General features: G+C 58.8%; 27 protein-coding genes. 26 read left to right on the top strand and 1 reads right to left on the bottom strand.

The features are described from left to right. From fliH to BLW24_RS15860, 7 genes are all read left to right on the top strand, one after another. The gene (gene fliH / locus BLW24_RS15830) at positions 1-864 is read left to right on the top strand and encodes a flagellar assembly protein FliH (protein ID WP_090383775.1); all 864 of its coding nucleotides are present in this window, start codon (positions 1-3) and stop codon (positions 862-864) included. Further along, positions 854-2,215: a flagellar protein export ATPase FliI gene (gene fliI / locus BLW24_RS15835; RefSeq protein WP_090383781.1), complete on the top strand. Its 1,362-nt coding sequence runs from the start codon at positions 854-856 to the stop codon at positions 2,213-2,215. The genes fliH and fliI overlap by 11 nt, the downstream gene beginning before the upstream one ends. A 3-nt stretch (positions 2,216-2,218) precedes the next feature. Next, entirely contained in the window at positions 2,219-2,671 is a 453-nt protein-coding gene (fliJ, locus tag BLW24_RS15840) for a flagellar export protein FliJ (protein WP_090383784.1), read from the top strand. Positions 2,672-2,828: 157 nt separating this feature from the next. Beyond that, positions 2,829-3,134, top strand: coding sequence for an STAS domain-containing protein (locus BLW24_RS15845; RefSeq protein WP_090383787.1), 306 nt, complete (start codon positions 2,829-2,831; stop codon positions 3,132-3,134). 14 nt (positions 3,135-3,148) lie between these two features. Continuing rightward, complete coding sequence (locus tag BLW24_RS15850) at positions 3,149-4,843, top strand: fused response regulator/phosphatase (protein ID WP_090383791.1); 1,695 nt, start codon at positions 3,149-3,151, stop codon at positions 4,841-4,843. Positions 4,844-4,873: 30 nt separating this feature from the next. After that, on the top strand, positions 4,874-5,227 hold the full coding sequence (locus tag BLW24_RS15855; protein ID WP_090383797.1) for an Hpt domain-containing protein: 354 nt from the start codon (positions 4,874-4,876) through the stop codon (positions 5,225-5,227). 115 nt (positions 5,228-5,342) lie between these two features. After that, complete coding sequence (locus tag BLW24_RS15860) at positions 5,343-6,608, top strand: flagellar hook-length control protein FliK (protein ID WP_090383802.1); 1,266 nt, start codon at positions 5,343-5,345, stop codon at positions 6,606-6,608. Positions 6,609-6,877: 269 nt separating this feature from the next. On the opposite strand, the gene BLW24_RS15865 is transcribed toward BLW24_RS15860, so the two are convergent. Beyond that, the gene (locus BLW24_RS15865) at positions 6,878-7,567 is read right to left on the bottom strand and encodes a transposase (RefSeq protein WP_090383805.1); all 690 of its coding nucleotides are present in this window, start codon (positions 7,565-7,567) and stop codon (positions 6,878-6,880) included. 163 nt (positions 7,568-7,730) lie between these two features. Here BLW24_RS15865 and BLW24_RS15870 point away from each other — a divergent pair, with 163 nt between their 5' ends. The 19 genes from BLW24_RS15870 (at position 7,731) to motD (ending at position 26,192) form a co-directional block, all read left to right on the top strand. Then, entirely contained in the window at positions 7,731-8,822 is a 1,092-nt protein-coding gene (locus tag BLW24_RS15870) for an IS630 family transposase (RefSeq protein ID WP_090383808.1), read from the top strand. Positions 8,823-9,271: 449 nt separating this feature from the next. Next, positions 9,272-9,799, top strand: a complete 528-nt coding sequence (gene fliL / locus BLW24_RS15875; protein WP_090383813.1) for a flagellar basal body-associated protein FliL — start codon at positions 9,272-9,274, stop codon at positions 9,797-9,799. Between the two features lie 13 nt (positions 9,800-9,812). Further along, positions 9,813-10,784 (top strand): flagellar motor switch protein FliM, encoded by a 972-nt coding sequence (fliM, locus tag BLW24_RS15880; protein ID WP_090383819.1) that lies wholly within the window; start codon positions 9,813-9,815, stop codon positions 10,782-10,784. Between the two features lie 33 nt (positions 10,785-10,817). Then, on the top strand, positions 10,818-11,288 hold the full coding sequence (gene fliN / locus BLW24_RS15885; protein ID WP_090383823.1) for a flagellar motor switch protein FliN: 471 nt from the start codon (positions 10,818-10,820) through the stop codon (positions 11,286-11,288). A 2-nt stretch (positions 11,289-11,290) separates the two neighbouring features. Then, a complete protein-coding gene (gene fliO, locus BLW24_RS15890) occupies positions 11,291-11,722 on the top strand; it encodes a flagellar biosynthetic protein FliO (RefSeq protein ID WP_090383829.1) in 432 nt (143 codons plus the stop codon). Beyond that, positions 11,722-12,507, top strand: a complete 786-nt coding sequence (gene fliP / locus BLW24_RS15895) for a flagellar type III secretion system pore protein FliP (protein WP_090383833.1) — start codon at positions 11,722-11,724, stop codon at positions 12,505-12,507. Before fliO ends, fliP begins: the two co-directional genes overlap by 1 nt. Positions 12,508-12,509: 2 nt before the next feature. Then, complete coding sequence (gene fliQ / locus BLW24_RS15900; protein WP_090383839.1) at positions 12,510-12,779, top strand: flagellar biosynthesis protein FliQ; 270 nt, start codon at positions 12,510-12,512, stop codon at positions 12,777-12,779. Between the two features lies 1 nt (position 12,780). Beyond that, positions 12,781-13,557 carry a flagellar biosynthetic protein FliR gene (gene fliR / locus BLW24_RS15905; protein ID WP_090383846.1) on the top strand — a complete coding sequence of 259 codons (777 nt, stop codon included), beginning with the start codon at positions 12,781-12,783 and terminating at the stop codon, positions 13,555-13,557. Positions 13,558-13,560: 3 nt separating this feature from the next. Continuing rightward, on the top strand, positions 13,561-14,697 hold the full coding sequence (gene flhB, locus BLW24_RS15910; protein WP_090383849.1) for a flagellar biosynthesis protein FlhB: 1,137 nt from the start codon (positions 13,561-13,563) through the stop codon (positions 14,695-14,697). 132 nt (positions 14,698-14,829) lie between these two features. After that, positions 14,830-16,953: a flagellar biosynthesis protein FlhA gene (gene flhA / locus BLW24_RS15915; protein ID WP_090387764.1), complete on the top strand. Its 2,124-nt coding sequence runs from the start codon at positions 14,830-14,832 to the stop codon at positions 16,951-16,953. Positions 16,954-16,968: 15 nt separating this feature from the next. After that, positions 16,969-18,267 carry a flagellar biosynthesis GTPase FlhF gene (gene flhF / locus BLW24_RS15920; protein WP_090383854.1) on the top strand — a complete coding sequence of 433 codons (1,299 nt, stop codon included), beginning with the start codon at positions 16,969-16,971 and terminating at the stop codon, positions 18,265-18,267. A 77-nt stretch (positions 18,268-18,344) separates the two neighbouring features. Continuing rightward, the gene (gene fleN / locus BLW24_RS15925; protein ID WP_090383860.1) at positions 18,345-19,175 is read left to right on the top strand and encodes a flagellar synthesis regulator FleN; all 831 of its coding nucleotides are present in this window, start codon (positions 18,345-18,347) and stop codon (positions 19,173-19,175) included. After that, complete coding sequence (fliA, locus tag BLW24_RS15930) at positions 19,172-19,918, top strand: RNA polymerase sigma factor FliA (protein WP_090383866.1); 747 nt, start codon at positions 19,172-19,174, stop codon at positions 19,916-19,918. Before fleN ends, fliA begins: the two co-directional genes overlap by 4 nt. 96 nt (positions 19,919-20,014) lie before the next feature. Beyond that, the gene (locus BLW24_RS15935; protein WP_178091816.1) at positions 20,015-20,389 is read left to right on the top strand and encodes a chemotaxis response regulator CheY; all 375 of its coding nucleotides are present in this window, start codon (positions 20,015-20,017) and stop codon (positions 20,387-20,389) included. 19 nt (positions 20,390-20,408) lie between these two features. Continuing rightward, complete coding sequence (locus BLW24_RS15940) at positions 20,409-21,197, top strand: protein phosphatase CheZ (RefSeq protein ID WP_090383874.1); 789 nt, start codon at positions 20,409-20,411, stop codon at positions 21,195-21,197. An 11-nt stretch (positions 21,198-21,208) separates the two neighbouring features. After that, on the top strand, positions 21,209-23,410 hold the full coding sequence (locus BLW24_RS15945; protein ID WP_090383877.1) for a chemotaxis protein CheA: 2,202 nt from the start codon (positions 21,209-21,211) through the stop codon (positions 23,408-23,410). Positions 23,411-23,453: 43 nt separating this feature from the next. After that, positions 23,454-24,569: a protein-glutamate methylesterase/protein-glutamine glutaminase gene (locus tag BLW24_RS15950; protein WP_090383880.1), complete on the top strand. Its 1,116-nt coding sequence runs from the start codon at positions 23,454-23,456 to the stop codon at positions 24,567-24,569. Continuing rightward, a complete protein-coding gene (locus tag BLW24_RS15955) occupies positions 24,569-25,309 on the top strand; it encodes a flagellar motor protein (RefSeq protein WP_090383884.1) in 741 nt (246 codons plus the stop codon). Before BLW24_RS15950 ends, BLW24_RS15955 begins: the two co-directional genes overlap by 1 nt. Before the next feature lie 13 nt (positions 25,310-25,322). Further along, positions 25,323-26,192 carry a flagellar motor protein MotD gene (gene motD, locus BLW24_RS15960; RefSeq protein ID WP_420874999.1) on the top strand — a complete coding sequence of 290 codons (870 nt, stop codon included), beginning with the start codon at positions 25,323-25,325 and terminating at the stop codon, positions 26,190-26,192. Positions 26,193-26,214: the final 22 nt, after the last annotated feature.

Raw genomic sequence — 26,214 nt, forward strand, 5'->3', positions numbered from 1 at the left:
ATGTCCAGTAAAGAGCCGCCCAGCGAACTGATTCGCGCCAAGGATCTCAAGGGTGTTGATCTGTGGGCGCTGCCCAGCTTCGACCCGGAAGTCGAAATACCTGAACCTAGCGAAGAAGAGCAGGCGTCCGAGCAGCCTGATGAGGTGAGCGAGCAGGCGCCTGCCGAAAGCGAAGAAGTGGCTCTGGAAGACGTCAAGCCCTTGACGTTGGATGAGTTGGAGGCAATCCGTCAGGACGCTTACAACGAAGGTTTTACCACCGGTGAGAAGGACGGTTTCCACGCCGGCCAACTGAAGGCCAAGCAGGAAGCTGATATGGCCCTGGCCGCCAAACTGGCTGGGCTGGAACAGTTGATGACGCAACTGTTCGAGCCGATTGCCGAGCAGGATCAGCAGCTTGAGGAAGCCATGGTCAGTCTGCTCGGGCAGATGGTGCGCCAGGTGATTCAGCGTGAGCTGGTCAGCGACTCCAGTCAGATTCGTCAGGTGCTCAGCGAGGCGCTCAAGCTGTTGCCGATGGGCACTGGCAACATCCGTATTCACCTCAATCCGCAAGACTTCGAGATGATCAAGGCCCTGCGTGAGCGTCACGAAGAGAGCTGGCGGATTCTCGAAGACGCTTCCTTGCTGCCTGGCGGTTGCCGGGTGGAAAGTGAACTCAGCCGTATCGACGCCACCGTGGAAACCCGTCTGAATCAGGCCATCAAGCAGTTGTTCGAGCAACAGCGCGAACAGGCGGCGCACCCGCTGGAGGCCGATCTGCATACCGATCTGGGGGGGCAGCAGCATGCGGCTCCTCAGAAGGATGCGCCTCAGCTGGATACTCCTCAGGTAGATAGCCAGGCGAGCCCGGATGCGCCTTGATCGGGTGAGTTTCGCCAAACGCCTGGCCGGTTACAGCGAGGCCGTGGCGCTGCCAACTCAGCCGTTGGTCGAAGGGCGCCTGTTACGCATGGTTGGTCTGACCTTGGAAGCCGAAGGCCTGCGCGCCGCGCTGGGCAGCCGCTGCCTGGTAATCAACGACGACAGCTATCACCCGGTGCAGGTCGAAGCCGAGGTGATGGGCTTTTCCAACGGCAAGATTTTCCTGATGCCGGTCGGCAGTCTGGCCGGTATCGCTCCAGGTGCCCGCGTAGTGCCGCTGCCGGATACCGGGCGCCTGCCCATGGGCATGTCGATGCTTGGGCGGGTGCTCGATGGCACCGGCCGCGCCCTCGATGGCAAAGGCGGCATGAAGGCGGAAGACTGGGTGCCGATGGATGGCCCGGCGATCAATCCGCTCAATCGCCACCCGATCAGCGAACCGCTGGATGTCGGCATCCGTTCAATCAATGGTCTTCTGACGGTGGGGCGTGGCCAGCGCCTTGGCCTGTTTGCCGGTACCGGTGTGGGTAAATCGGTGCTGCTGGGCATGATGACGCGCTTTACCGAGGCCGACATCATCGTGGTCGGGCTGATTGGTGAGCGGGGCCGCGAGGTAAAAGAGTTTATTGACGAGATCCTCGGCCACGAGGGCCTCAAACGCTCGGTGGTGGTGGCCTCGCCGGCCGATGATGCGCCGCTGATGCGCCTGCGTGCGGCGATGTATTGCACGCGCATTGCCGAGTATTTCCGCGATAAGGGCAATAACGTCCTGTTGCTGATGGATTCGCTGACCCGTTTCGCCCAGGCCCAGCGGGAAATCGCCCTGGCTATTGGCGAGCCACCGGCAACCAAAGGCTATCCGCCCTCGGTGTTTGCTCGCCTGCCCAAGCTGGTCGAGCGCGCCGGCAATGCGGAGAAAGGCGGCGGCTCGATTACCGCGTTCTATACCGTGCTCAGTGAGGGCGACGACCAGCAGGACCCGATTGCCGACGCCGCCCGTGGTGTGCTCGACGGCCATATCGTGCTGTCGCGCCGCTTGGCCGAGGAGGGGCATTACCCGGCCATCGATATCGAGGCCTCGATCAGCCGGGTGATGCCGCAGGTGGTCAGCGAAGAGCACCTGCGTCTGTCGCAGCGCTTCAAGCAGCTGTGGTCACGCTATCAGCAGAGCCGCGACCTGATCAGTGTTGGCGCCTATGTGCCCGGCGGCGATGCTGACACCGACCTGGCCATCGCGCGCCAGCCGGCCATGGTCAAGTACCTGCGGCAGAACCTGCAGGACAACGAAAGCCTGGAAAGCAGCAGCGCGCAGCTGGCAGCGACCTTCAACCCTGCCGCAGCAGGCGCTTAAGCCATGGCGCAAAGCCGCGCAGCGCGCCTGGGGCCAGTAGTCGATATGGCCGAGCGTGCCGAGCGTGAAGCGGCCTTGCAGCTGGGGCGTTGCCAGGGGTTGCTGCGTCAGGCCGAAGTGCAGCTGGGCGATCTGGAACGCTACCGTGGGGATTACCAGCAGCAATGGATCAGTGAAGGTCAGCGCGGCGTCTCCGGTCAGTGGCTGATGAACTATCAGCGTTTTCTTACCCAGCTGGAAACCGCCATTGGCCAGCAGCGCAACAGCGTCGACTGGCACCGCGCCAATATGGAAAAAGTGCGCGAGGTCTGGCAGCAGCGTTATGCGCGCCTGGAGGGTTTGCGCAAGCTGGTCAAGCGTTATCAGGACGAAGCGCGACTGGCTGAAGACAAGCGTGAGCAAAAACTGCTGGATGAGCTTTCACAGCGTATATCCGCCCGTGATTCGCAGCCTTGAGCGCGAACTGCCGTTTACTTGAAACTGAAGACGACATATCAACTCAACCGAAACAGTTGCCGCATGGGCATTGCGATGCTACATCTTGATCATGCATAACCCGCAGTCTGGCCCACCTGAACGTGCGGCCTGGTCTTTTCGTTGATAGGAGTAATTCATGGCCATCACCTCGCTGCCCTCATCCGATGGGCAAGAGCTGACCATTCTGATTCAGGGACGCTTCGATTTCGGTGCGCATCAGGAATTTCGCAATGCCTACGAACGCGTCAACACCACCCCGCAGCGTTACGTCGTAGACCTCAAGGACACCACCTACCTGGACAGCTCGGCGCTCGGCATGTTGTTGCTGTTGCGTGATCACGCGGGTGGCGACAGTGCGCAGATCCGTCTGCTCAACTGCAACCCGGACGTACGCAAGATCTTGGCTATCTCGAACTTCGAGCAGCTGTTCAAAATCGCCTGATCGAGGCGCATGTCATGCCAGAGCGTCTGTCCATTCTTATCGCCGAGGACAACGCGGCTGATCGCATGCTGCTGTCGACCATCGTCAGCCGTCAGGGGCATCGGGTACTGGCCGCCAGCAATGGCCTGGAAGCCGTTGCGCTGTTTGAGCAGGAGCGTCCGCAGCTGGTGCTGATGGACGCCTTGATGCCGGTCATGGACGGCTTTGAAGCCGCGCGGCGAATCAAGCAGGTGGCTGGCGAAGAGCTGGTGCCGATCATCTTTCTGACCTCACTGACCGAAGGCGAAGCCCTGGTGCGCTGCCTGGAAGCCGGTGGTGACGACTTTCTGGCCAAGCCCTATAACCGGGTCATCCTCGAAGCCAAGATCAAGGCCATGGATCGCCTGCGTCGCCTGCAGGACACCGTGCTGCAGCAGCGCGACCTGATTGTCATGCACAACGAACACCTGCTCAACGAGCAGCGTGTAGCCAAGGCGGTGTTCGACAAGGTCACCCATTCCGGTTGTCTGGATGCGCCGAATATCCGTTATCTGCAATCGCCCTATGCAGTGTTTAACGGCGACTTGTTACTGGCTGCGTTCAAACCGTCCGGCGGCATGCATGTGCTGTTGGGGGACTTCACCGGCCACGGCTTGCCTGCGGCGATTGGTGCGATGCCGCTGGCTGAGGTGTTCTACGGCATGACGGCCAAGGGCTATTCGCTGGCTGAAGTGCTGCGCGAGATCAACGCCAAGCTCAAGCGCATTCTCCCGGTCGGGGTGTTTTGCTGCGCCACGGTGCTGAATATCAGTTTCCAGCGCCAGGTGGTAGAGGTGTGGAACGGTGGCCTGCCGGATGGTCATCTGCTGCGCAGCAGTGGCGAGCGCTTGCCGCTGGTATCGCGGCATTTGCCGTTGGGGGTGCTGGAGCCGACCGCATTCAACGACAAGTACGAGGTTTATCCGCTGGCGCTGGGGGATCGGGTTTTCCTGCTCTCCGATGGCGTGCTGGAGGCCTGTAACAAGCAGGGCGAGTTGTTCGGGGAGGGGCGTCTGCTTGAGGTGTTCGCTGCCAATCGGCAGCCTACGTCGCTGTTCTCTGAGATCCAGCAGGCGCTGATCCATTTCAGTGGCGAGCAGCAGGATGACGTCAGTCTGCTTGAGGTCAGTCTGGTCGATGACACCGAGCTGAGCCGCCCGCCGCTGGCCTTCGCCGACAATGGCCAGAGCCATTCACTGGACTGGTCGGCCAGCTTCGAGTTTCGCGGAGAAACCCTGCGGCACTTCAACCCATTACCATTCCTCTTGCAGTTGCTGCTTGAGGTGCAGGGCTTGCGGCCTCAGGGCGGCACCTTGTTCAGTGTGCTGGCCGAGCTGTATTCGAATGCTCTGGAGCATGGTGTGTTGGGCCTGGACTCGGCGCTCAAGGCAAATGCCGAGGGTTTTGCCGAGTACTACCGTCAGCGCAGCGTGCGATTGGCTGCGCTGACCGATGGGTACGTGCGCTTTCATCTGCAATTGTTGCCTGAGGGCTTGGGTGGACGGTTGATCGTTCGGGTTGAAGACAGTGGTTCGGGCTTCGATGCGCAGCTATTGCCGACAGAACCCCGCGATGCCCATAGCTTGAGCGGTCGTGGGCTGGCGCTGGTCAGGCAGTTGAGTGAGCGTTGCAGTTGGGGCGACGGCGAACCGGGGGTGCGCGTAGAGTTTTCCTGGTTGCCTGGGGCATAATCCAAGGCAACAGGCGAGGGGAGCGAGCAGTTGTCCGATATTCACCTTGATAGCGCGGTATTGGCCGCTTTGCAGGACGTCATGGAAGATGAATACCCGGTTCTGCTGGATACCTTCCTAGTCGACTCCGAAGAGCGTCTGCTGGTATTGCGTCAGGCTGAGCGGGCAGCCGATGCGCAGAGCCTGCGCCTGGCAGCTCACAGCTTCAAGGGCAGCTGCAGCAATATGGGCGCGCTGATGTTGGCCGGGCTGTGCAAGCAGCTGGAGGAGGCCGGGCGGCGTGAGCAGCTGGAGCAGGCCCCTGATCTGGTTGAGCAGATCGAGCGTGAATTTGCCATCGTGCGCATTCTTCTCAAGTCCGAGCGACAGCGTTATCGGCACTAGTCTTGCAGCTTCTGTCTCTGATTGCTGCATTTTCCCCTGCTGAACCTGCCCGCCAACAAGTTGGCCCGCGCCTTGCAGAACTCTCCACACGACCAACCCCGAGCGGAGAGTATCCATGTCCGTTGCCCCCGATCTGCTGCTCAAGTCGGCACCTGAAGTAAAGCCCAGGACTGCTGCATCAAAGCCGCCGGAAAAACCTGCGCAGCCCAATAGAAATGAGGCTTCTAGCTTCTCTGAGGTGTATGCCAAAGAGCGTCAGGCCAAAGCGGTAGAGCGTAGTGATGCACCTGCCAAGCCTGTGCGTGAGAGCAAGGCTGACCAAGAAGAGACGCAGGAACCACAGGTGCCCGCTGCCGCAGGGCAGGCCGAGGTTGCCGATAGCGGCAAGCCTTTGCCGACTGACCCGGCAAGCGATGGCGCAGTGCTGGATCCGCTGCTGTTGCTCGGCATAACCGGCGAGATGCCAGTGGAGGAGGTTGAAGAACTGGCGCTGGACCCCGAGCCTGCGCCACTGCTGGTTACTACCGGCAGTCTGACCAGCTCAGGCCCAGCGAGTATGACCGAAGCCAGCTTCGATGCTGAATTGGATGCGCTTAACCAGCTGCCAGCGGTGCGCATGGCATTGGAAATGGGGGCGAAGGAAAAGGCGCTTGCCGAACAGGCTGCTGCGCCTTTGGCCCAGGCCAATCTGGCAACACAGAATGCTAGTCAGACTATGTTGGCCAGCCAGATGATGCAGGATGAGCTGCCGGTAGAGGGCGAAGCCCTGGAGCTGCCGGAATTGCAGCTCGAAGTGCTCACCGGCAAAGGCCTTGAGGCGCTGAAGGAAGGTACGGCGAATAACACACCGGAGAACTTTGTCAGCAAGCTCAATGTGCTGAGCCAGGCGATTGCTCAACAGACTCCGCTGTCCGCACGCGCGCCGGTTGTAGTTGGGCAGCCGGTGCCCATGCAGCAGGGAGGCTGGAGTGAAGCGGTGGTGGATCGGGTGATGGTGATGTCCAGTCAGAACCTCAAGTCCGCTGAGATTCAGCTCGATCCAGCTGAACTGGGCCGTTTGGAGGTGCGCATCAGTGTCAGTCAGGAGCAGAGCCAGGTGACGTTCGCCAGCCCGCATGCCGGAGTGCGCGAAGCGCTGGACGCGCAGATGCACCGTCTGCGTGAGCTGTTCGCCCAGCAGGGCATGAACCAGCTCGACGTGAACGTCTCCGATCAGTCGCTTAGCCGCGGCTGGCAAGGGCAGGAAGGTGATGGTGGCAAAGGTCGCGGCGGCTCCTCCGGTGCGTTGCTTGGCGCGGATGAGGAGCTGCATTCGAGTACTGTGGAATCTGCTCGCGCGACGTCTGTGAGTGCCCGAGGCTTGGTTGATTACTACGCCTAAGAATCCTATATGGACTCTCCCCACAAGTAGTGAGCAAAGCTTTGCTTTTGCACCTGTCGTCAGCGCGGTTGCATTCGTATATCCGGCCTGTTTTGGGCTCACCGCCCTGGCCACTCTGTAGTTCGCGCAGCGGGGGCCAAGCGTTCAATCGATCACGCGGATCATGATTGTTATCGGCCTTATTCCGCTGCAGGACTCGCCTGTTCCGACAGTGCTGCTGCTCACCACAACCACAAGAAAACCATCTCTCCCTTCTGATTACCCCGCCGTCAGGCGGGCTTTAGGCTTTGCCAGTTACCACTGAAACGCCGCTCATGGCACCACACGGCCCAGCAAATCCTGACCAACTTGTTGGCCAGGGCTACAGCCGCTTTGTTGTGGCCGATACGGGCTGCCGTCTCGACGGCCCAGCGTTGCAATTGGGTCAGTTTTTCCGGTGAGCGAGCCTGACAGCGCTGTGCTGCCAGCAAGGCCGCTCGCGAGCCGTGGATTAACAAGGTGCGCACATAGACGTTGCCCTGTCGGCTGATGTGACCCAACTTGCGCCGGTCGCCGCTACTGAATTCGCGTGGTGTCAGGCCCAGCCAGGCGCTGAGTTGACGACCACTGGCAAGTTGTTGCTCATGGGTTTTCACCGGCACCGGATAGATATCCTTGCAGCGCGCGGCCTCCAGCATCGCATCACAGTCATTACGGTCGGTTTTGTTGCGGCGTCGATACGGGCGTACATAGCGCGGGTGGATCAGCTTTATCGAATGGCCCAGTGCCTGTGCCACGCGCCCCCAGTAATGGGCCGTGCCGCAAGCCTCCATCACCCACTCGACCGGCTCAGTTTGCTCCTGTATATATCGCCTGAACGCCTCTCGGTTCAGCCGCTTGCGCTGCACCACCTGGCCGGAACGGACACTCTCGGCAACTTGGTAAACGGACTTGGCCAGATCAACCGCAATTCGTTTCATCGCGCCTCTCCCTTTGTTCAGTCACCGCGGTTCTGGGTATAGAACTGTGGCGCGGGGAGAGTCCATTACAGTATTCAAAGGCTAGTGAGCTGTCTGTAAAATTCGTTAATCCAATGCCGGGCCAGTATACTGCGCGCTCTATCGTCATGAATTGAGCTCCCATATGGCCCGGCCAGCAGCCCCATTCTTCTTGAGTCCCAGTGATGCCGACATGCTGCAAGGCTGGTTACGCATGGGATCGCTGCCTCAGAGCATCGGCCAGCGGGCCAGAATTCTGTTGCTGCTGGCCAACGGTCTCACGCCCAAGGAGATCAGCGAGCAGCTGCAAGTCTCTGCGCCAGTGGTCTTCAAATGGCGTAAACGCTACCAGGAGACCGGTCTGGAGGGGCTGAGTGACCTGCGGCGCAGTGGAGCGCCTCGCAAGCTCAACGAAGCGAAGATCAAGGAAATCCTGACGCTGACGACCCAGCGAGTCCCGCGCGAAGCTACCCACTGGAGCCTACGGTTGATGGCCAAGTACGCTGGGGTCAGCATCTGGCAGGTCGCACAGGTGTGGGCTGCTGCCGACCTCAAGCCGCACCGGTTGAAAACCTTCAAGATCAGTAACGACCCGCACTTTGCAGACAAAGTGGTCGATGTCGTCGGGCTCTATTTGAATCCGCCCGACAACGCCCTGGTGCTATCTGTTGACGAAAAAACACAGATCCAGGCGCTGGACCGCACACAGCCCATGCTGCCGCTCAAGCCCGGGCAGATTGAGCGGCGGACGCATGACTATAAGCGCCACGGTACGGCCAGTCTGTACGCAGCCTTTGACATCCTGACGGGTAAGGTCATCGGCCGTATCACCCAGCGGCACAGGGCCAAGGAGTTTTTGGAGTTCCTTCGACAGATCGACCGCAGCACTCCCGCCGAGCTGGACCTGCATGTAATTCTGGACAACAGCTCGACTCACAAGACCGCTGCCGTCAGGGAATGGCTGGAGAAGCATCCCCGTTTCAAGCTGCACTTCACACCGACCAGCGCCTCGTGGCTGAACGCCGTGGAGGGCTGGTTTGCGCAACTGGAAAGACGGGCGCTTTATCGTGATGCCTTCAGCAGCGTGGCTGACCTGAGAGCGGCGATACGTCGCTTCATTGAGGCTCATAACGAACATTCGGCTAAGCCGTTCCGCTGGAACAAAACGGCTGAGTCGATTATCAGCTCCGTGCATCGAGCAAAGCTGGCTGTAATTCGGAATGAGTTATTGGATTAACCAGACAGGCCGCTAGAGCCATGCAAGGCGCTGCGTAGTAACAGCCTTCGGCTGGTCAAGGCAGGTGAGGAAGCGGAGTGTGCTGCTGTGCATGAGCACTACTCGTTGCACTCGCCCTTCGATCGCGCTAAGGCGCGTTAGCCGAAAAGCAGGCTTACCAAGCCTGCTTTTTATGCAGTAGAGCTGACGCGCAGCTGGCTTTGATTGGGTTCTGAAGCGCTTGCTGCTGTAGTTGCATGCCCCACTGATCTAAACTGCATTTCGCCCGGCTCCCATTGTGTGGGAGTCGGGCGATTTTGTTTGGGGCGTGGATTTATCTGATGCCTTGGTCGTATCACCTTGGGGTGCTACGCCACTCGTATTGAGCAGGTTTGTTAATAGACTGGCATAACACTTGCTCTTAACCCTTTGAAAACGGATAGAACTCCGAATAACGACGGATTATTGGCATGGCTAAGAAAGAAGCAGCCCCAGCGCCGGCAAATGCCGAGGCGAAACCAGCCGGCAAAATGAAGCTGATCATTATCATCGTTATTGCTGTGTTGCTGGCTGTGGGCCTTTCCGTGGGGGGCACCTGGTTCTTTTTGAGCAAGAAGGATGGCGGCGCTGAAGAGGCCAAGGCAGAAGCCAGTGCCGAGCCTGCGGTGCCAGTCAAGCAGGCGGCGATCTATGAAGAACTGTCACCGGCCTTCGTGGTGAATTTCACCCATCAGGGCCGCGCCCGCTATATGCAGGTCAGTGTGGCCCTGATGACCCGTGATCAGGCCGCTCTCGATGCGCTCAAGGTGCATATGCCCGTATTGCGTAACCGCCTGGTGATGTTGTTTTCCGGTCAGGACTTTGCATCTTTGATTACCCCGGTAGGCAAGGAAATGCTGCGCCAGCAGGCCACCGCCAGCGTGCAGGAACTGGCCGAAAAAGAGACCGGCAAGACGACCGTCGAGCAAGTGTTGTTCACCAACATCGTATTGCAGTAACCGGGAGCCGAAGATGGCTGTGCAAGACCTGCTTTCCCAGGATGAAATCGATGCCCTGCTGCATGGCGTCGACGATGGTTTGGTTGACACTGAAGATGAGGCCGAGCCCGGTAGCGTCAAACAATATGACCTGACCAGCCAGGATCGTATCGTCCGTGGGCGCATGCCGACCCTGGAAATGATCAACGAGCGTTTTGCCCGTTATACCCGCATCAGCATGTTCAATCTGCTGCGTCGCTCCGCCGATGTGGCGGTGGGTGGGGTGCAGGTGATGAAGTTCGGCGAGTACGTGCACTCGCTGTATGTGCCGACCAGTCTGAACCTGGTAAAGATGAAGCCGCTGCGTGGCACCGGTCTGTTTATTCTCGACGCCAAGCTGGTGTTCAAGCTGGTGGACAACTTCTTCGGTGGCGACGGTCGCCACGCCAAGATCGAAGGTCGCGAATTCACCCCCACCGAGCTGCGCGTCGTACGCATGGTGCTGGATCAGGCGTTTATCGACCTCAAGGAAGCCTGGCACGCGGTGATGGATATCAACTTCGAGTACGTCAACTCGGAAGTGAACCCGGCGTTGGCCAACATCGTCAGTCCCAGTGAAGTGATCGTAGTGTCCACCTTTCATATCGAACTGGACGGTGGTGGCGGCGATCTGCATATCACCATGCCGTATTCGATGATCGAACCGATCCGCGAGATGCTCGATGCAGGCTTTCAGTCCGATGTTGATGATCAAGACGAGCGTTGGATCAAGGCGCTGCGCGAAGACATTCTCGGCGTCAGCATACCGCTGGGCGCGACTGTTGCCCGTCGTCAGCTGAAGCTGCGCGATATTCTGCATATGCAGCCCGGTGACGTGATACCGGTGGAGCTGCCTGAGAGCGTAGTGCTCTGCGCCAACGGTGTGCCCTCATTCAAGGTCAAGGTGGGTGCGCACAAAGGCAAACTGGCTTTGCAGGTGCTCGGCCCCATTGAGCGGAACCGCTAATCCCCCCCATTCAACGCCAGCCGAGGAAATACGATGGCAGACGAAAACGAAAACGAAGCCAGCTCCCCCGAAGAACAGGCGCTTGCCGATGAGTGGGCTGCTGCATTGTCCGAGGCCGGCGATGCCGGGCAGGACGATATCGACGCCATGCTTGCCGCCAGCGACCCAGTGCCGGCGGCGCCACGTGCGCCAATGGAAGAGTTCGACAGTGCGCCGAAGATGAACCTGCCGGTTAATCTGGATGGGCCGAATCTGGATGTGATTCTGGATATCCCGGTGTCGATCTCCATGGAAGTCGGTAGTACCGATATCACCATTCGTAACCTGCTGCAGCTTAACCAAGGGTCTGTCGTTGAACTGGATCGCCTAGCCGGTGAACCATTGGACGTGCTGGTCAATGGCACCCTGATTGCTCACGGTGAAGTGGTGGTGGTGAACGAGAAGTTCGGCATTCGCCTGACCGACGTGATCAGCCCTAGCGAACGCATCAAGAAGCTGCGCTAACCATGCATAGAATCCTTCTGCTGGGCCTGGCGCTACCTGCCGCTGCAGTGGCTGCGGAGCCGGCAGTACAAACGGCTGTGCCTCTTGCCGGAACGGGCATGGGTGGGCAGCTTGTGCAGCTGTTGCTGGGCCTGCTGCTGGTGATCGGCTTGATCTTTCTGCTGGCTTGGTTGATGCGTCGGGTACAGCAGATCGTGCCGCGTGGCGGTCAGGTGATCAAAGTCCTGGCAACCCAGGCGCTGGGGCCGCGTGATCGTTTGGTGCTGGTGCAGGTGGGTAGCGAGCAGGTGTTGCTGGGGCTAACGCCCGGCAATATCACTTCGCTGCATGTGCTGAAAGAGCCGGTGCATTTGCCGGATGCCGAGCCAGCCTCGACCGAGTTTGCCCAGCGCCTGATGGAGCTGTTGGGCAAGGACCAGAAGGACAAGTCCTGATGCTACGTTTGTTGTGGGTGCTGGTTTTCAGCCTGAGTGCTTCGCTTGCGTTCGCTGCAGATCCGCCGACTGCCAGCACCTTGATTCAGTCGGGCGCTAACCCGCTGTCTATCCCAGCAATTACTCTGAGCACCGACACGGCCGGGCAGCAGGAGTATTCGGTCAGCCTGCAGATCCTGCTGATCATGACTGCGCTGAGCTTTATTCCAGCGTTTGTCATGCTGATGACCAGCTTTACCCGAATCATCATCGTCTTCTCGATTCTGCGTCAGGCCCTGGGGCTGCAGCAGACGCCGTCGAACCAGATTCTGGTCGGGCTGGCGCTGTTTCTGACCATGTTTATCATGGCTCCGGTGTTCGATCAGATTAACCGCGAGGCACTGCAGCCCTATCTGAACGAACAGATGCCCGCGCAGGAAGCGATTCTCAAGGCCGAAGGGCCGATCAAGAACTTTATGCTGTCGCAGACCCGTGAAAGCGATCTGGAGCTGTTTGTGCGCCTGTCCAAGCGCACGGATATTGCCAGCCCGGAAGAGGCGCCACTGACCATTCTGGTGCCGGCATTTGTCACCTCCGAGCTGAAAACCGCCTTCCAGATCGGCTTTATGATCTTTATCCCGTTTCTGATCATCGACCTAGTGGTGGCCAGTATTCTGATGGCGATGGGGATGATGATGCTTTCGCCACTGATTATTTCCCTGCCGTTCAAGATCATGCTGTTTGTGTTGATTGATGGCTGGGCGCTGATCATGGGCACTCTGGCCGCCAGCTTCGGAGGTACTTAAGCATGACCCCCGAGATAGCCGTTGACCTGCTGCGTGGTGCCTTGTGGCTGACGGCCATGATTGTGGCGATTCTGGTGGTGCCGAGCCTGATGGTGGGGTTGCTGGTCGCGATGTTCCAGGCCGCGACGCAGATCAACGAGCAGACCTTGAGTTTTCTACCGCGCCTGCTGGTGATCCTCCTCACCCTGATCTTTGCCGGCCCTTGGCTGGTACGCGAGCTGATGGAGTACACAGAGACCTTGATCATGAATATTCCTCTGTTGATCGGCTGACATGTTCGAGCTAAGCAATGAGCAGATCGGTGCGTGGGTAGGCAGCTTTCTGCTGCCGCTGTTTCGTATTGCCGCGCTATTGATGTTTATGCCGATCATCGGCACCCCGCTGGTTTCGGCGTGGGTGCGCCTGTATCTGTCCCTGGCCATTTGTCTGGCGATCATGCCGACCCTGCCGCCGATGCCGGTTATTGATGCGATCAGCGTGCAGGCATTTATCTGGATCGCTCAGGAAATTCTGATTGGCATGATGCTGGGGTTTGTTCTGCAGCTGTTCTTCCAGGTATTTGCGATTGCCGGGCAGATCGTTGCCATGCAGATGGGGCTGGGGTTTGCCTCCATGGTCGATCCGGCTAATGGTATTTCGGTGCCGGTGATCGGCCAGGTGTTCATGATCTTAGTGACCCTGCTGTTTCTTGCCATGAACGCTCATCTGGTGGTGTTTGAAGTACTGACTGAGAGCTTTTTCACCCTGCCGGTTGGCAGTGGCTTTCTGGTGGAAAACTACTGGGAAGTTGCCAATAAGCTGGGCTGGGTGTTGGGCGCTGCCTTGCTTCTGGTATTGCCGGCGATCACCGCGCTGTTGGTGATCAACCTGGCATTCGGGGTGATGACCCGCGCTGCGCCGCAGTTGAACATCTTCTCCATCGGTTTCCCGCTGACCCTTGTGTTGGGTCTGGTCATCGTCTGGATCGGCATGGCCGATATCCTTGCGCAATACCAGGTATTTGCCACCGAGGCTTTGCAATTCTTGCGTGAAATGGCGCGGGCGAGTTAAGCCATGGCCGAATCCGAAAGCGGTGCCGATAAAAGCGAGGAACCCACGGAGAAACGCCTGCGCGAATCCCGTGAGAAGGGCCAAATTGCTCGTTCCAAGGAGCTTAATACCCTGGCGGTGACCCTCGGCGGCTTTGGCGGCATGCTGGCTTTCGGTGGCAGCATGGGCAGCGCCATGCTCGACATCATGCGTGGCAACTTCTCGCTACCCCGTGACGTGATCATGGATGAGCGCAGCATGGGGTTGTGGTTTGCTGCTTCTGGGCAGATTGCGATTGAGGCGTTGTTTCCGCTGTTTATCTTGTTGTTGATCGTGTCCATCGCGGGGCCGATTTCTCTGGGTGGATGGATATTCTCTGCCGAAGCCATGGCGCCCAAGTTGAGTCGGATGAACCCGCTGGCAGGGCTCAAACGGATGTTCTCCGTGCAGGCGCTGGTCGAGCTGCTCAAGGCCTTGGCCAAGTTCATTCTGATTCTGCTGGTGGGTATTGCGGTACTGTCGGCCTGGCAGGACGATCTGTTGGCGATTGTCCATGAGCCAATTGAGTCCGCCATTTTGCATGCCGTGACCGTGGTGGGCTGGAGTGCGTTGTGGATGTCCTGTGGGCTGATTCTGATTGCTGCCGTGGATGTGCCGTTTCAGCTCTGGAGCAGTAAGCAGAAGCTGATGATGACCAAGCAGGAAGTACGCGACGAGTACAAAGACAGCGAGGGCAAGCCTGAGGTCAAGCAGCGTATTCGCCAGTTGCAGCGCGAGATGGCCGAGCGGCGCATGATGCAGTCGGTACCCGACGCCGACGTGGTCATCACCAACCCGACGCACTTCGCCGTGGCCTTGAAGTATGACCCTGCTAAAGGCAGCGCCCCGGTCTTGCTGGCCAAGGGTGGCGACTTCACTGCATTGAAAATCCGCGAAATCGCCAATGAGCACAAGGTCATGGTGCTGGAGTCGCCGGCGCTGGCGCGGGCCGTGTTCTATTCCACCGAACTGGATCAGGAAATCCCTGCCGGCCTGTATTTGGCCATCGCTCAGGTGCTCGCCTACGTCTACCAGCTGCGTCAGTACCAGGCTGGCAAGGGCAAGCGTCCGGCGCCGCTGCCGGAGCTACCAATCCCGCCGGATTTACGCCGCGACGAGTGACGGTTGGTCCGTTGCAGCGGGCTTGGTTGCTGTTTTACTCGGCCTGGCAAAGTTGGACAGCTTCTTGCAAAACCCTCCCCAGAGACGCGATTCGCGTCAAAAGATTGAATTGGCTGGGGTAGTGGTGTGGCAATAGATCGCTCGCAAATAATCGGTGATGTGCGCAACAACCTGTCGGGGTTGAAGCAGGGCAACCTGGGCATTCCGCTGATGCTGCTGGTCATGCTCGGCATGGTCATGCTGCCGATTCCGCCGTTTCTCCTCGATGTGTTGTTCACCTTCAGTATTGCCCTGTCGATCGTGGTATTGCTGGTGGCGATCTACGCCTTGCGCCCGCTCGATTTCGCGGTATTCCCGACCATTCTGCTGGCAGCAACCTTGCTGCGTCTGGCGCTTAACGTCGCCTCCACGCGGGTGGTGCTGCTCAATGGTCAGGATGGTCATGATGCTGCCGGCAAGGTGATCCAGGCTTTTGGTGAGGTAGTGATCGGCGGTAACTACGTGGTCGGTATCGTGGTGTTCGCCATCCTCATGATCATCAACTTTGTGGTGGTAACCAAGGGTGCCGGGCGTATCTCCGAAGTCAGCGCACGTTTTACCCTGGACGCCATGCCCGGTAAGCAGATGGCCATTGACGCCGACCTGAACGCCGGCTTGATTGACCAAGCAGAAGCCAAGAAGCGCCGTTCCGAAGTGTCCCAGGAAGCCGACTTCTACGGCTCCATGGACGGTGCCAGCAAGTTCGTGCGCGGCGATGCGATAGCGGGTTTGCTGATTCTGTTTATCAACCTGATCGGCGGCATCGCCATCGGTATTTTTCAGCATGACCTGAGCTTTACCGACGCCGGGCGCATCTACACCCTGCTGACCATCGGTGACGGCCTGGTGGCGCAGATTCCTTCGTTGTTGCTGTCGACTGCCGCAGCAATCATGGTGACCCGTGTTTCCAGCTCCGAGGACATGGGCGCCCAGGTCAATCGGCAGATGTTCGCTTCCCCGCGTGCGCTGGCGGTGACAGCTGCGGTGATGATTGCCATGGGCCTGGTGCCCGGCATGCCGCATTTCTCCTTTATCAGCCTGGGTCTGGTCGCTGCCGGTGCCGCGTACTGGATAGCGAACAAGCAACGTGCAGCCAAGGAAAATGAGATCAAGGAAGTTCAGCGTCAGCAGGAATTACTGCCAGCGCAGAAGGCTCAAGAGGTCAAGGAGCTGGGTTGGGACGACGTGACGCCGGTGGATATGGTCGGCCTGGAAGTGGGCTACCGCCTGATCCCGCTGGTAGACCGTAACCAGGGTGGCCAGCTACTGGCGCGGATCAAGGGCGTGCGCAAGAAACTCTCCCAGGAAATGGGCTTTCTCATGCCCTCGGTGCATATTCGCGACAACCTTGATCTGCAGCCCAATGCCTACCGTCTGACCCTGATGGGCGTCAGTGTGGCCGAGGCCGAGGTGTATCCGGATCGCGAGCTGGCGATCAACCCTGGCCAAGTGTTCGGTCCGCTTAACGGTATCGCCGCCAAAGACCCGGCATTCGGTCTGGAGGCGGTGTGGATTGACCCGACTCAACGCGATCAGGCGCAGTCCCTCGGCTACACCGTGGTGGACGCCAGCACCGTAGTCGCGACCCATCTCAACCAGGTGTTGCACAAGCATGCGCACGAGCTGCTCGGGCATGAGGAAGTGCAGCAGCTTATGCAATTGTTGGCCAAGAGCTCGCCCAAGCTGGCCGAGGAGCTGGTGCCAGGGATGATTTCCCTGTCGACCCTGCTCAAGGTGTTGCAGAGCCTGTTGCAGGAACAGGTGCCGGTGCGCGATATCCGCACCATCGCCGAGGCCATCGCCAATGTCGCGGTGAAGAGTCAAGATCCCGCCGCGATGGTGGCTGCGGTACGCGTCGCGTTGGCCCGCGCAATCGTGCAAAGCATTGTGGGACTAGAGCTTGAGCTGCCTGTGATCACCCTGGAACCCAGGTTGGAACAGATATTGCTCAACAGTATTCAGAAGGCCGGTCAAGGCTCCGAGGAGGGCATCTTCCTGGAGCCTGGCATGGCCGAGAAGCTGCAGCGTTCCCTGGTGGAAGCGGCGCAGCGCCAGGAAATGCTCGGCAAGCCAGTGATTCTGCTGGTGGCCGGTCCGGTCCGGGCGATGCTCTCGCGATTCGCGCGGCTGGCGGTTCCGAGTATCCATGTACTGGCATACCAGGAAATTCCGGATAACAAGCAGGTCACCATCGTTGCGACGGTGGGGCAGAACTAACCGAGGTTACAGGCCATGCAGGTCAAACGCTTTTTCGCCGCCGATATGCGTACCGCCATGAAGCTGGTGCGTGATGAGCTGGGTGCCGATGCCTCGATCATTGGCAATCGCCGGGTTGCCGGCGGTGTCGAGCTGACCGCCGCGCTGGATTATCAGGTGCCTGCCGCGCCAGCCCGTCAGCCCAACCCGGCGCTGGAAGCCGAGCTGCGCAAGACCCAGGCAAAAATCGCCACGGCCCAGGCGGAACTTACCACCCGCACCCAGGTGGATGCCGGCAAGGACCGCCAGCTGTTTGGCGCCGCTGCGAGCCAGCCGGCTGACAGCTTGGCCGCCGTGATGCGCAAACCTCAGGCAGTGCCTGCTGCAACCGATCAGCGCGCCCTGGATGCCATGCGTTTCGAACTCCACGGCCTGCGTGAGCTGATTGAAGTGCAGCTGGGCTCGATTGCCTGGGGCCAGTTGCAAAACCGCCGCCCACAGCAAGCCAATCTGTGGCGCCGCCTGCAGCGTATGGGGTTGTCGGTCGAATTGTCGAAAGCGCTGCTGGAGCGTGTCAGCACTGTGACCGAACCTCGCCAGGCCTGGCGCATGGTGCTGGCGCATCTGGCCCACGCGATCAAAACGCCGAAGCAGGAACCGATGGAGGAGGGCGGCGTGATCGCCCTGGTCGGCCCGGCTGGCATGGGCAAAACCACTACGCTGGCCAAACTGGCCGCTCGCTACGTGCTCAAGTACGGCGCGCAGCATATTGCACTGGTAAGCCTGGACAGCTACCGCATTGGTGCTCAGGAACAACTCAAGACTCTGGGGCGCATCCTCAATGTTCCGGTGACCCTGGTCGATCCCGGCCAGTCGTTGACTCAGGCCTTGGCCCCGCTGGCGCGTAAGCGTGTGGTGCTGATCGACACTGCCGGCCTGCCTGCCAACGATCCAGCCCTGCGCATGCAACTGGAAGCACTGGCCAGCCGCGGCGTCAATGCAAAAAATTATCTGGTAATGGCCGCTACCAGTCAGGGCCAAGTGCTGAAAGCCGCCTACCATAGTTATAAGCGCTGCGGATTGTCTGGCTGCATCCTGACCAAAGCGGATGAAGCTACCAGTCTGGGTGAGGTTTTAGGACTGGCTATTAGCCAGCGTCTACCGGTAGCCTATCTCACTGATGGGCCACGCATTCCCGATGACTTGCAGATTCCCCGCAGTCATCAACTGGTGAGCCGGGCCGTAGGGCTGCAGGCTAGCCAGGACCCAAGCGAGGATACGATGGCGGAGATGTTTGCCGGCCTTTACCAGCAACCCACCCGACGCGTCAGCTAAGCGTCGGGCTGTTGGAATTGAACCGCGCTTAGCCGGCCAAGTGGCTCCAGTCGAAGTTAGACAAGGTGTGTAGAAATATGGGTATGCATCCCGTACTGGTGATTGCGGTGACCGGCGGCAAAGGTGGCGTCGGTAAGACCAACGTCTCGGTGAACCTGGCGTTGGCCCTGGCCGATCTTGGTCGCCGGGTGATGCTGATGGACGCTGACCTGGGCTTGGCCAACGTCGATGTGCTGCTTGGCCTGAGCGCCAAACGCACCCTGGAAAACGTCATCAGTGGCGAGTGCGAACTGCGCGATGTATTGCTGCAGGGGCCGGGCGGTATTCGTATCGTGCCGGCCGCGTCTGGTATCCAGAGCATGGTGCAGCTGTCACCCATGCAGCATGCAGGTTTGATCCAGGCGTTCAGTGATATCAGCGACAATCTTGATGTGCTGATTATCGACACTGCCGCCGGTATTGGTGATGGTGTAGTCAGCTTTGTTCGCGCCGCTCAGGAAGTGCTGGTGGTTGTGTGTGATGAGCCTACGTCGATTACCGACGCCTATGCGCTGATCAAACTGCTCAACCGCGACCATGGCATGAACCGTTTCCGGGTACTGGCCAATATGGCTCATAGCCCGCAGGAAGGTCGCAACCTCTTTGCTAAGCTGACTAAAGTCACTGACCGTTTTCTCGATGTTGCCCTGCAGTATGTAGGTGCAGTGCCTTACGATGAGTCAGTGCGCAAGGCCGTGCAGAAGCAGCGCGCGGTCTACGAAGCCTTCCCGCGCTCGAAGTGCGCGCTGGCGTTCAAGGCGATAGCCCAGAAAGTCGACGCCTGGCCGTTACCGGCCAACCCGCGCGGTCATTTGGAGTTTTTCGTTGAGCGTCTGGTGCAGCAACCGATCGCGGACACGGCCATATGACAGCAGCCTCTGGACTTCGTATGTATAGCAAGGCGCAGGCGCAGGATTCCCAGCACCAGTTGATCGAGCGCTACGCGCCCCTGGTCAAACGCATTGCCTATCACCTGTTGGCCCGTCTACCGGCCAATGTGCAGGTCGACGATTTGATTCAGGCCGGGATGATCGGTCTGCTTGAAGCGTCAAAAAAATACGACTCCAACAAAGGTGCCAGTTTCGAGACGTTCGCCGGTATTCGCATTCGCGGCTCAATGCTTGATGAAGTGCGCAAAGGTGACTGGGCGCCGCGTTCGGTGCATCGCAATAGCCGCATGGTCAGCGACGCAATTCGAATAATTGAGGCCAGAACCGGCAGAGACGCTAAAGATCAAGAGGTTGCGGCCGAACTCCAATTGAGTCTCGAGGATTACTACGGCATTCTGGGCGACACTTTAGGCAGCCGCCTGTTCAGTTTCGACGACCTGCTTCAGGACGGCGAACACGGTGGGCTGGGTGAAGACGCTGGCAGCAACCACCTCGAACCTTCTCGTGATCTGGAAGATGAACGCTTTCAGGCGGCCCTGACAGATGCCATTGCCAACCTGCCGGAGCGCGAACGCCTGGTGTTAGCGCTATATTACGATGAAGAACTGAATCTTAAAGAGATCGGCGAGGTGTTGGGGGTTAGCGAATCACGTGTAAGCCAACTACACAGTCAGTGTGCCGCTCGTTTACGCGCTCGTTTGGGTGAGTGGCGTGCACATTGAGTTGTTTCGCTAACGCTGGGCCGGTTTCACGATTAAAAGCGCACGCAGGTTGCTGGGTGCGTTTGGGACTGTACGGAGGTCGACTTGGACAAGAACATGAAAATCCTCATCGTTGATGACTTTTCAACGATGCGACGGATCATCAAGAACCTCCTGCGTGACTTGGGGTTCACCAACACAGCGGAAGCCGATGATGGCGTCACCGCGCTGCCCATGCTGCAGAGCGGCAGTTTCGACTTTCTGGTGACCGACTGGAACATGCCTGGCATGACAGGCATCGACCTGCTGCGCGCGGTGCGTGCAGACGAGCGCCTGAAAACTCTGCCGGTGTTGATGGTCACCGCAGAAGCCAAGCGCGATCAGATCATTGAAGCAGCCCAGGCTGGGGTTAACGGTTATGTAGTTAAACCGTTCACTGCCCAGGTGCTGAAAGAGAAGATTGAAAAGATCTTCGAACGGGTCAACGGCTGATGTCTGCCATGAGGGTGCTATGGAACATAAAGATTCCGTTCAGGGTGACCTTGAGTCGAGCCTGAAACACAACGCTCGCCAACTGGTAGACAGCCTGGAACAAGGCAATTTTGGTGAAGCGGTACAGTTGATACATGAGCTCAACAAAGCGCGTGACCGTGGTTTGTATCACGAGATCGGCAAGCTGACCCGTGAGCTGCATAACGCCATCGTCAATTTTCAGCTCGCCCCCCATATGCCGCATGCCACGGAGGTTTCGCAAATAACCGATGCCACCGAACGGCTGAATTACGTGGTAACGATGACCGAAAAAGCGGCCAATCGCACCATGGATCTGGTTGAGCAGAGTGCCCCACTGGTTAACGACCTCAGTGATGAGGCGCAGAGCCTGAGCGCTGATTGGGGACGCTTTATGCGCCGCGAGATGAGCGCCGATGGTTTCCGTGAACTGGCCAAGCGTGTTGAGCTGTTTCTCGCGCGTAGCGAGCGCGACGGTGCCAAACTGTCTGGGCACCTCAACGATATTTTGCTGGCTCAGGACTATCAGGATTTGACTGGGCAGGTGATCAAGCGAGTAACCCAGCTGGTTACCGAGGTGGAAAGCAACCTGCTGAAGCTGGTGTTGATGGCCAGTCAGGTGGACCAGTTTGCCGGCATTGAGCACAACCATGAGTTGCTCCGCGCCGAACAAGAAAAACAAAAAGAGCCTTCCCGTGGTGAAGGTCCGCAGATTCATGCCGATAAGCGTGAAGACGTCGTATCCAATCAGGATGATGTCGACGACCTGCTTTCCAGTCTGGGATTTTAGGAGCACGTCTTATGAGCTTCGGCGCCGATGAAGAAATCCTCCAGGACTTCCTGGTAGAGGCCGGCGAGATTCTTGAACTACTGTCCGAACAGCTTGTAGAGCTGGAAAGTCGCCCGGACGACATGAATCTGCTCAACGCTATTTTTCGCGGGTTTCATACCGTTAAAGGTGGTGCCGGTTTTCTCCAGCTCAACGAGCTGGTGGAATGCTGCCATATCGCAGAAAACGTCTTCGACATCCTGCGTAAGGGTGAGCGGCGCGTCGACTCCGCTTTGATGGATGTGGTGCTGGAAGCACTGGATGCCGTCAACAGCATGTTTACCGAGGTCCGTGAGCGCACTGATCTGACTCCTGCTACTCCTGAGCTGCTTGCCGCCCTGGCACGCCTGGCTGAGCCGGCAGGTGCTGAAGAGGCTGCGCCGATTGAAGCGCACGCCGAGCCTGAGCCTGAAGCCGAGGTTGCAGTCGAAGAGCCCACTGGCGATATCACCGACAGCGAGTTCGAGCAGTTATTGGGGGCCTTGGATGAGTCTCCGGCGCAAGCGCCCAGCGCCGCCAGCAGTGATGAGATTACCGATGATGAGTTCGAGTCCTTGCTCGATCAGCTGCACGGCAAAGGTCAGTTTGTAGCGCCTGACGTTGCTGTTGCACCAGCGGCACCTGTCGCGGCTGCGCCAGTTGCCGCGGGCGGCGATGAAATCACCGATGATGAATTTGAATCGTTGCTTGATCAGTTGCATGGCAAAGGTCAGTTTGCTCCGCCACCTGTGTCAGCACCTGCCGCACCGGTGGCCAAGGCCGAGCCAGCTGATGCACCGAGTGGTGATATCACCGACGATGAATTCGAAGCCTTGCTTGATCAGCTGCACGGCAAAGGCAAGTTTGTCGAACCTGAAGCGATCAAGCCCGTTGCTCCCGCGCCGGTTGCCAAGCCTGCTGAACCGGTCAAGGCCGCAGCTAAACCCGCTGCCAAGGTAGAGCCTGTCAAAGCCTCTACGCCACCGGCCGCCGCGCCAGCAGCTGAGAAGGTTGCGGCGCCCAGCGAGGCAGAAACCACTGTGCGGGTCGATACCGCACGGCTGGATGAAATCATGAACATGGTCGGCGAACTGGTGCTGGTGCGTAACCGACTGGTGCGCCTGGGGGCCAGCAGTGCCGACGAAGCCATGTCCAAGGCAGTGTCCAATCTGGATGTGGTAACGGCCGACCTGCAGACTGCGGTGATGAAAACCCGCATGCAGCCGATCAAGAAGGTCTTCGGGCGCTTCCCGCGTCTGGTTCGCGACCTTGCGCGTAACCTGAAAAAAGAGATCAACCTGGAGCTGGTTGGTGAAGAAACCGACCTCGACAAGAACCTGGTCGAGGCATTGGCCGATCCGCTGGTCCACTTGGTGCGTAACGCAGTCGACCACGGTATTGAAACCCCGGAAGAGCGTGAGGCCTCTGGTAAGGCGCGTGGCGGTAAGGTGATACTGTCCGCCGAGCAAGAGGGCGATCACATCCTCTTGTCGATCTCTGACGATGGCAAGGGCATGGACGCGGATGTGCTACGCGCCAAAGCGGTGGAAAAAGGTCTGCTGGATAAAGACGCAGCCGATCGTCTCAATGAGTTCGAATGCTACAACCTGATTTTCGCTCCGGGTTTCTCGACCAAGACCGAAATTTCAGATGTGTCCGGTCGCGGTGTGGGCATGGACGTGGTGAAAACCAAGATTTCCCAGCTCAATGGCACGGTCAATGTGTTCTCGGTAAAGGGCCAGGGCTCGAAGATCGTGATCAAGGTGCCGCTGACCTTGGCGATCATGCCGACACTGATGGTGATGCTGGCCAATCAAGCGTTCGCTTTCCCGCTGGTCAACGTCAATGAAATTTTCCACCTCGACCTGTCGCGAACCAATGTGGTTGACGGTCAGGAAGTGGTCATCGTGCGTGATAAGGCCTTGCCGCTGTTCTACCTCAAGCGCTGGCTGATCGGCAGCGCTGCTCATGTGGAGCAGGGTGAGGGGCATGTGGTGATTCTCACCGTTGGCAGTCAGCGTATCGGCTTTGTAGTCGATCAACTGGTCGGTCAAGAAGAAGTGGTGATCAAGCCGCTGGGCAAAATGCTGCAGGGCACTCCAGGTATGTCGGGTGCGACCATCACCGGTGATGGACGTATTGCCCTGATTCTTGACGTGCCGAGCATGCTCAAACGTTACGCGCGGCGTATCTGATTGTTAGCGGCGCAGCTATCTGTCGCGCCGCTTAGGAGTGTTTATGGCTGTTAAGGTGTTGGTGGTTGATGACTCCGGCTTTTTTCGTCGGCGCGTGTCGGAAATTCTTTCAGCCGACCCGAATATTCAGGTAATCGGTACTGCCACTAATGGTCGTGAAGCCATCGAGCAAGCGCAGGCGCTCAAGCCTGACGTAATCACCATGGATTACGAGATGCCGATGATGGATGGCATCACGGCCGTGCGTAACATCATGCAGCGCTGTCCGACGCCGGTGCTGATGTTTTCCTCGCTGACCCACGAAGGCGCGCGCGTGACGTTGGATGCGCTGGAAGCCGGTGCGGTGGATTTCCTGCCGAAGAATTTCGAGGATATTTCGCGCAACCCGGAGCGGGTCAAGCAGCTGCTCTGCGAAAAAATCCACACCATTGCCCGTAGTAATCGCCGCAGCCTGAGCCCGCCTCCTGTGGCTGCGCCTGTCGCGACACCTGCTGCGCAAAGCAAGCCAGCAGCCCGTCCGGCGACTACCACCAGCACCTTGGCACGTCCAGCTGCGGCGCCCACTCCGGCTGTTGCCAGTGCTGCACCTAAGCGCAAGTCCTACAAACTGGTGGCGATTGGTACCTCGACAGGTGGCCCGGTGGCGCTGCAGCGTGTGTTGACCCAGTTGCCGGCTAACTTTCCGGCGCCGATTGTACTGATCCAGCATATGCCAGCGGCCTTTACCAAGGCCTTTGCCGAGCGCCTCGACAAGCTCTGTCGTATAAGCGTCAAGGAAGCCGAGGACGGTGATGTGTTGCGTCCAGGCCTGGCGCTGCTGGCGCCTGGCGGCAAGCAGATGATGGTCGATGCGCGTGGCGTGGTGAAGATCCTTTCTGGCGATGAACGCCTGAACTACAAGCCCTGTGTTGATATCACCTTTGGTTCGGTAGCCAAGTCCTATGGCGACAAGGTGCTGGCGGTGGTGTTGACCGGTATGGGCGCAGACGGTCGTGAAGGTGCGCGCCTGCTCAAGCAAGGTGGCAGCCAGGTGTGGGCGCAGGACGAAGCCAGCTGCGTGATCTATGGCATGCCCATGGCCATTGTCAAAGCCAACCTGGCCGACGCCATTTACCCGCTGGATGATATTGGCAGGCACCTGGCGGAGACCTGCATTTAATGGATGTACTGAGCCTTATCGGGGTCATCCTGGCCTTTGTCGCCATCCTCGGTGGCAACTACCTGGAAGGTGGCCACGCTGCGGCTCTGCTCAATGGGCCTGCTGCGCTGATCGTGATCGGCGGCACCCTGGGAGCGGCGTTTTTGCAGGCACCGATGAATGTGTTTAAGCGCGCTCTGGCCATCATCAGCTGGATCTTCTTTCCGCCGCGTGTGGATCTTGCCGGCGGCATCAACCGGGTGGTTGGCTGGAGCATGACTGCGCGCAAAGAAGGCTTGCTTGGCCTGGAAGCGGTGGCGGATGTTGAAGCCGACCCTTACGCCCGCAAAGGTTTACAGCTATTGGTTGATGGTGCGGAGCCTGAGGCCATTCGCAGCATTCTCGAAGTCGATCTGTACACTCAGGAAGGCCGGGATATCCAGGCCGCTAAGGTCTTTGAAAGCATGGGCGGCTACGCGCCGACTATTGGCATTATCGGCGCTGTGATGGGCCTGATTCACGTGATGGGTAATTTGGCGGACCCGAGCAAGCTGGGTGCCGGGATTGCCGTAGCCTTTGTCGCCACCATCTACGGCGTGGGTTTTGCTAACCTCCTGCTGCTGCCCATAGGCAACAAGCTCAAGGCCATTGCCCAGCGTCAATCGCGTTATCGCGAGATGTTGCTCGAAGGCATCCTGTCGATTGCCGAGGGTGAGAATCCGCGCTCCATCGAATTGAAGCTGCAAGGCTTTATGGATTGATGGGGACACCATAATGGCCCGCAGGCGTCACCAAGAAGAACATGAAAACCACGAGCGCTGGTTGGTCTCCTATGCAGACTTCATCACCTTGCTGTTCGCGTTTTTTGTGGTCATGTATTCGATTTCCTCGATCAATGAAGGCAAGTACAAGATTCTTTCTGACAGTCTGACCGGGGTGTTCAATCAGCCTGATCGGGCGATCAAGCCGATTCCGGTGGGTGAGGAGCGGCCACGCACCACTGAACCGGATCGTTCGCTGGTGGATGAGGAGCGCGCGCAGTCATCCGCCGATGACCTGCAGAGCATTGCCAGCAGCGTGCGTGAGGCATTTGGCGACTTGATTCAGTCCGAACAGCTCAAGGTCAGTGGCAATGAGCTGTGGATCGAGATTGAGCTCAGCTCCAGCCTGCTGTTCACCAGCGGCGATGCCATGCCTAACAATGCGGCTTTTGACATTATCGAGAAGGTAGCCAAAATTTTGGCACCATACGAAAACCCGATTCACGTGGAAGGCTTTACCGACAACCTGCCGATTCAGACGGCTCAGTTCCCGACCAACTGGGAACTGTCTACCGCGCGGGCTGCCAGTATCGTGCGTATGCTCACTATGGATGGGGTCAACCCCAGTCGGTTGGCGGCAGTCGGTTATGGCGAGTTCCAGCCTGTCGCGGATAACACCACGGCCGAGGGGCGTGGGCGCAATCGCAGGGTCGTGTTGGTAATCTCGCGCAATCTAGATGTGCGCCGCAGTGTGAGTGGTGTCGGCAGCGCTAATGCCAAACCCGATGCGGCTTTGCAACGGGCTGGCACGCAACCTGCACCAGCCCCGGCAGCGCCGGCCCCGCAAGCGGGTGCCGTCAATCCCCCGTCGCCGGCCCCATAAGGGTGGCCCCGTTCTCGGTCAG

It is taken from the genome of Pseudomonas anguilliseptica (assembly GCF_900105355.1).
Taxonomy (GTDB): domain Bacteria; phylum Pseudomonadota; class Gammaproteobacteria; order Pseudomonadales; family Pseudomonadaceae; genus Aquipseudomonas; species Aquipseudomonas anguilliseptica.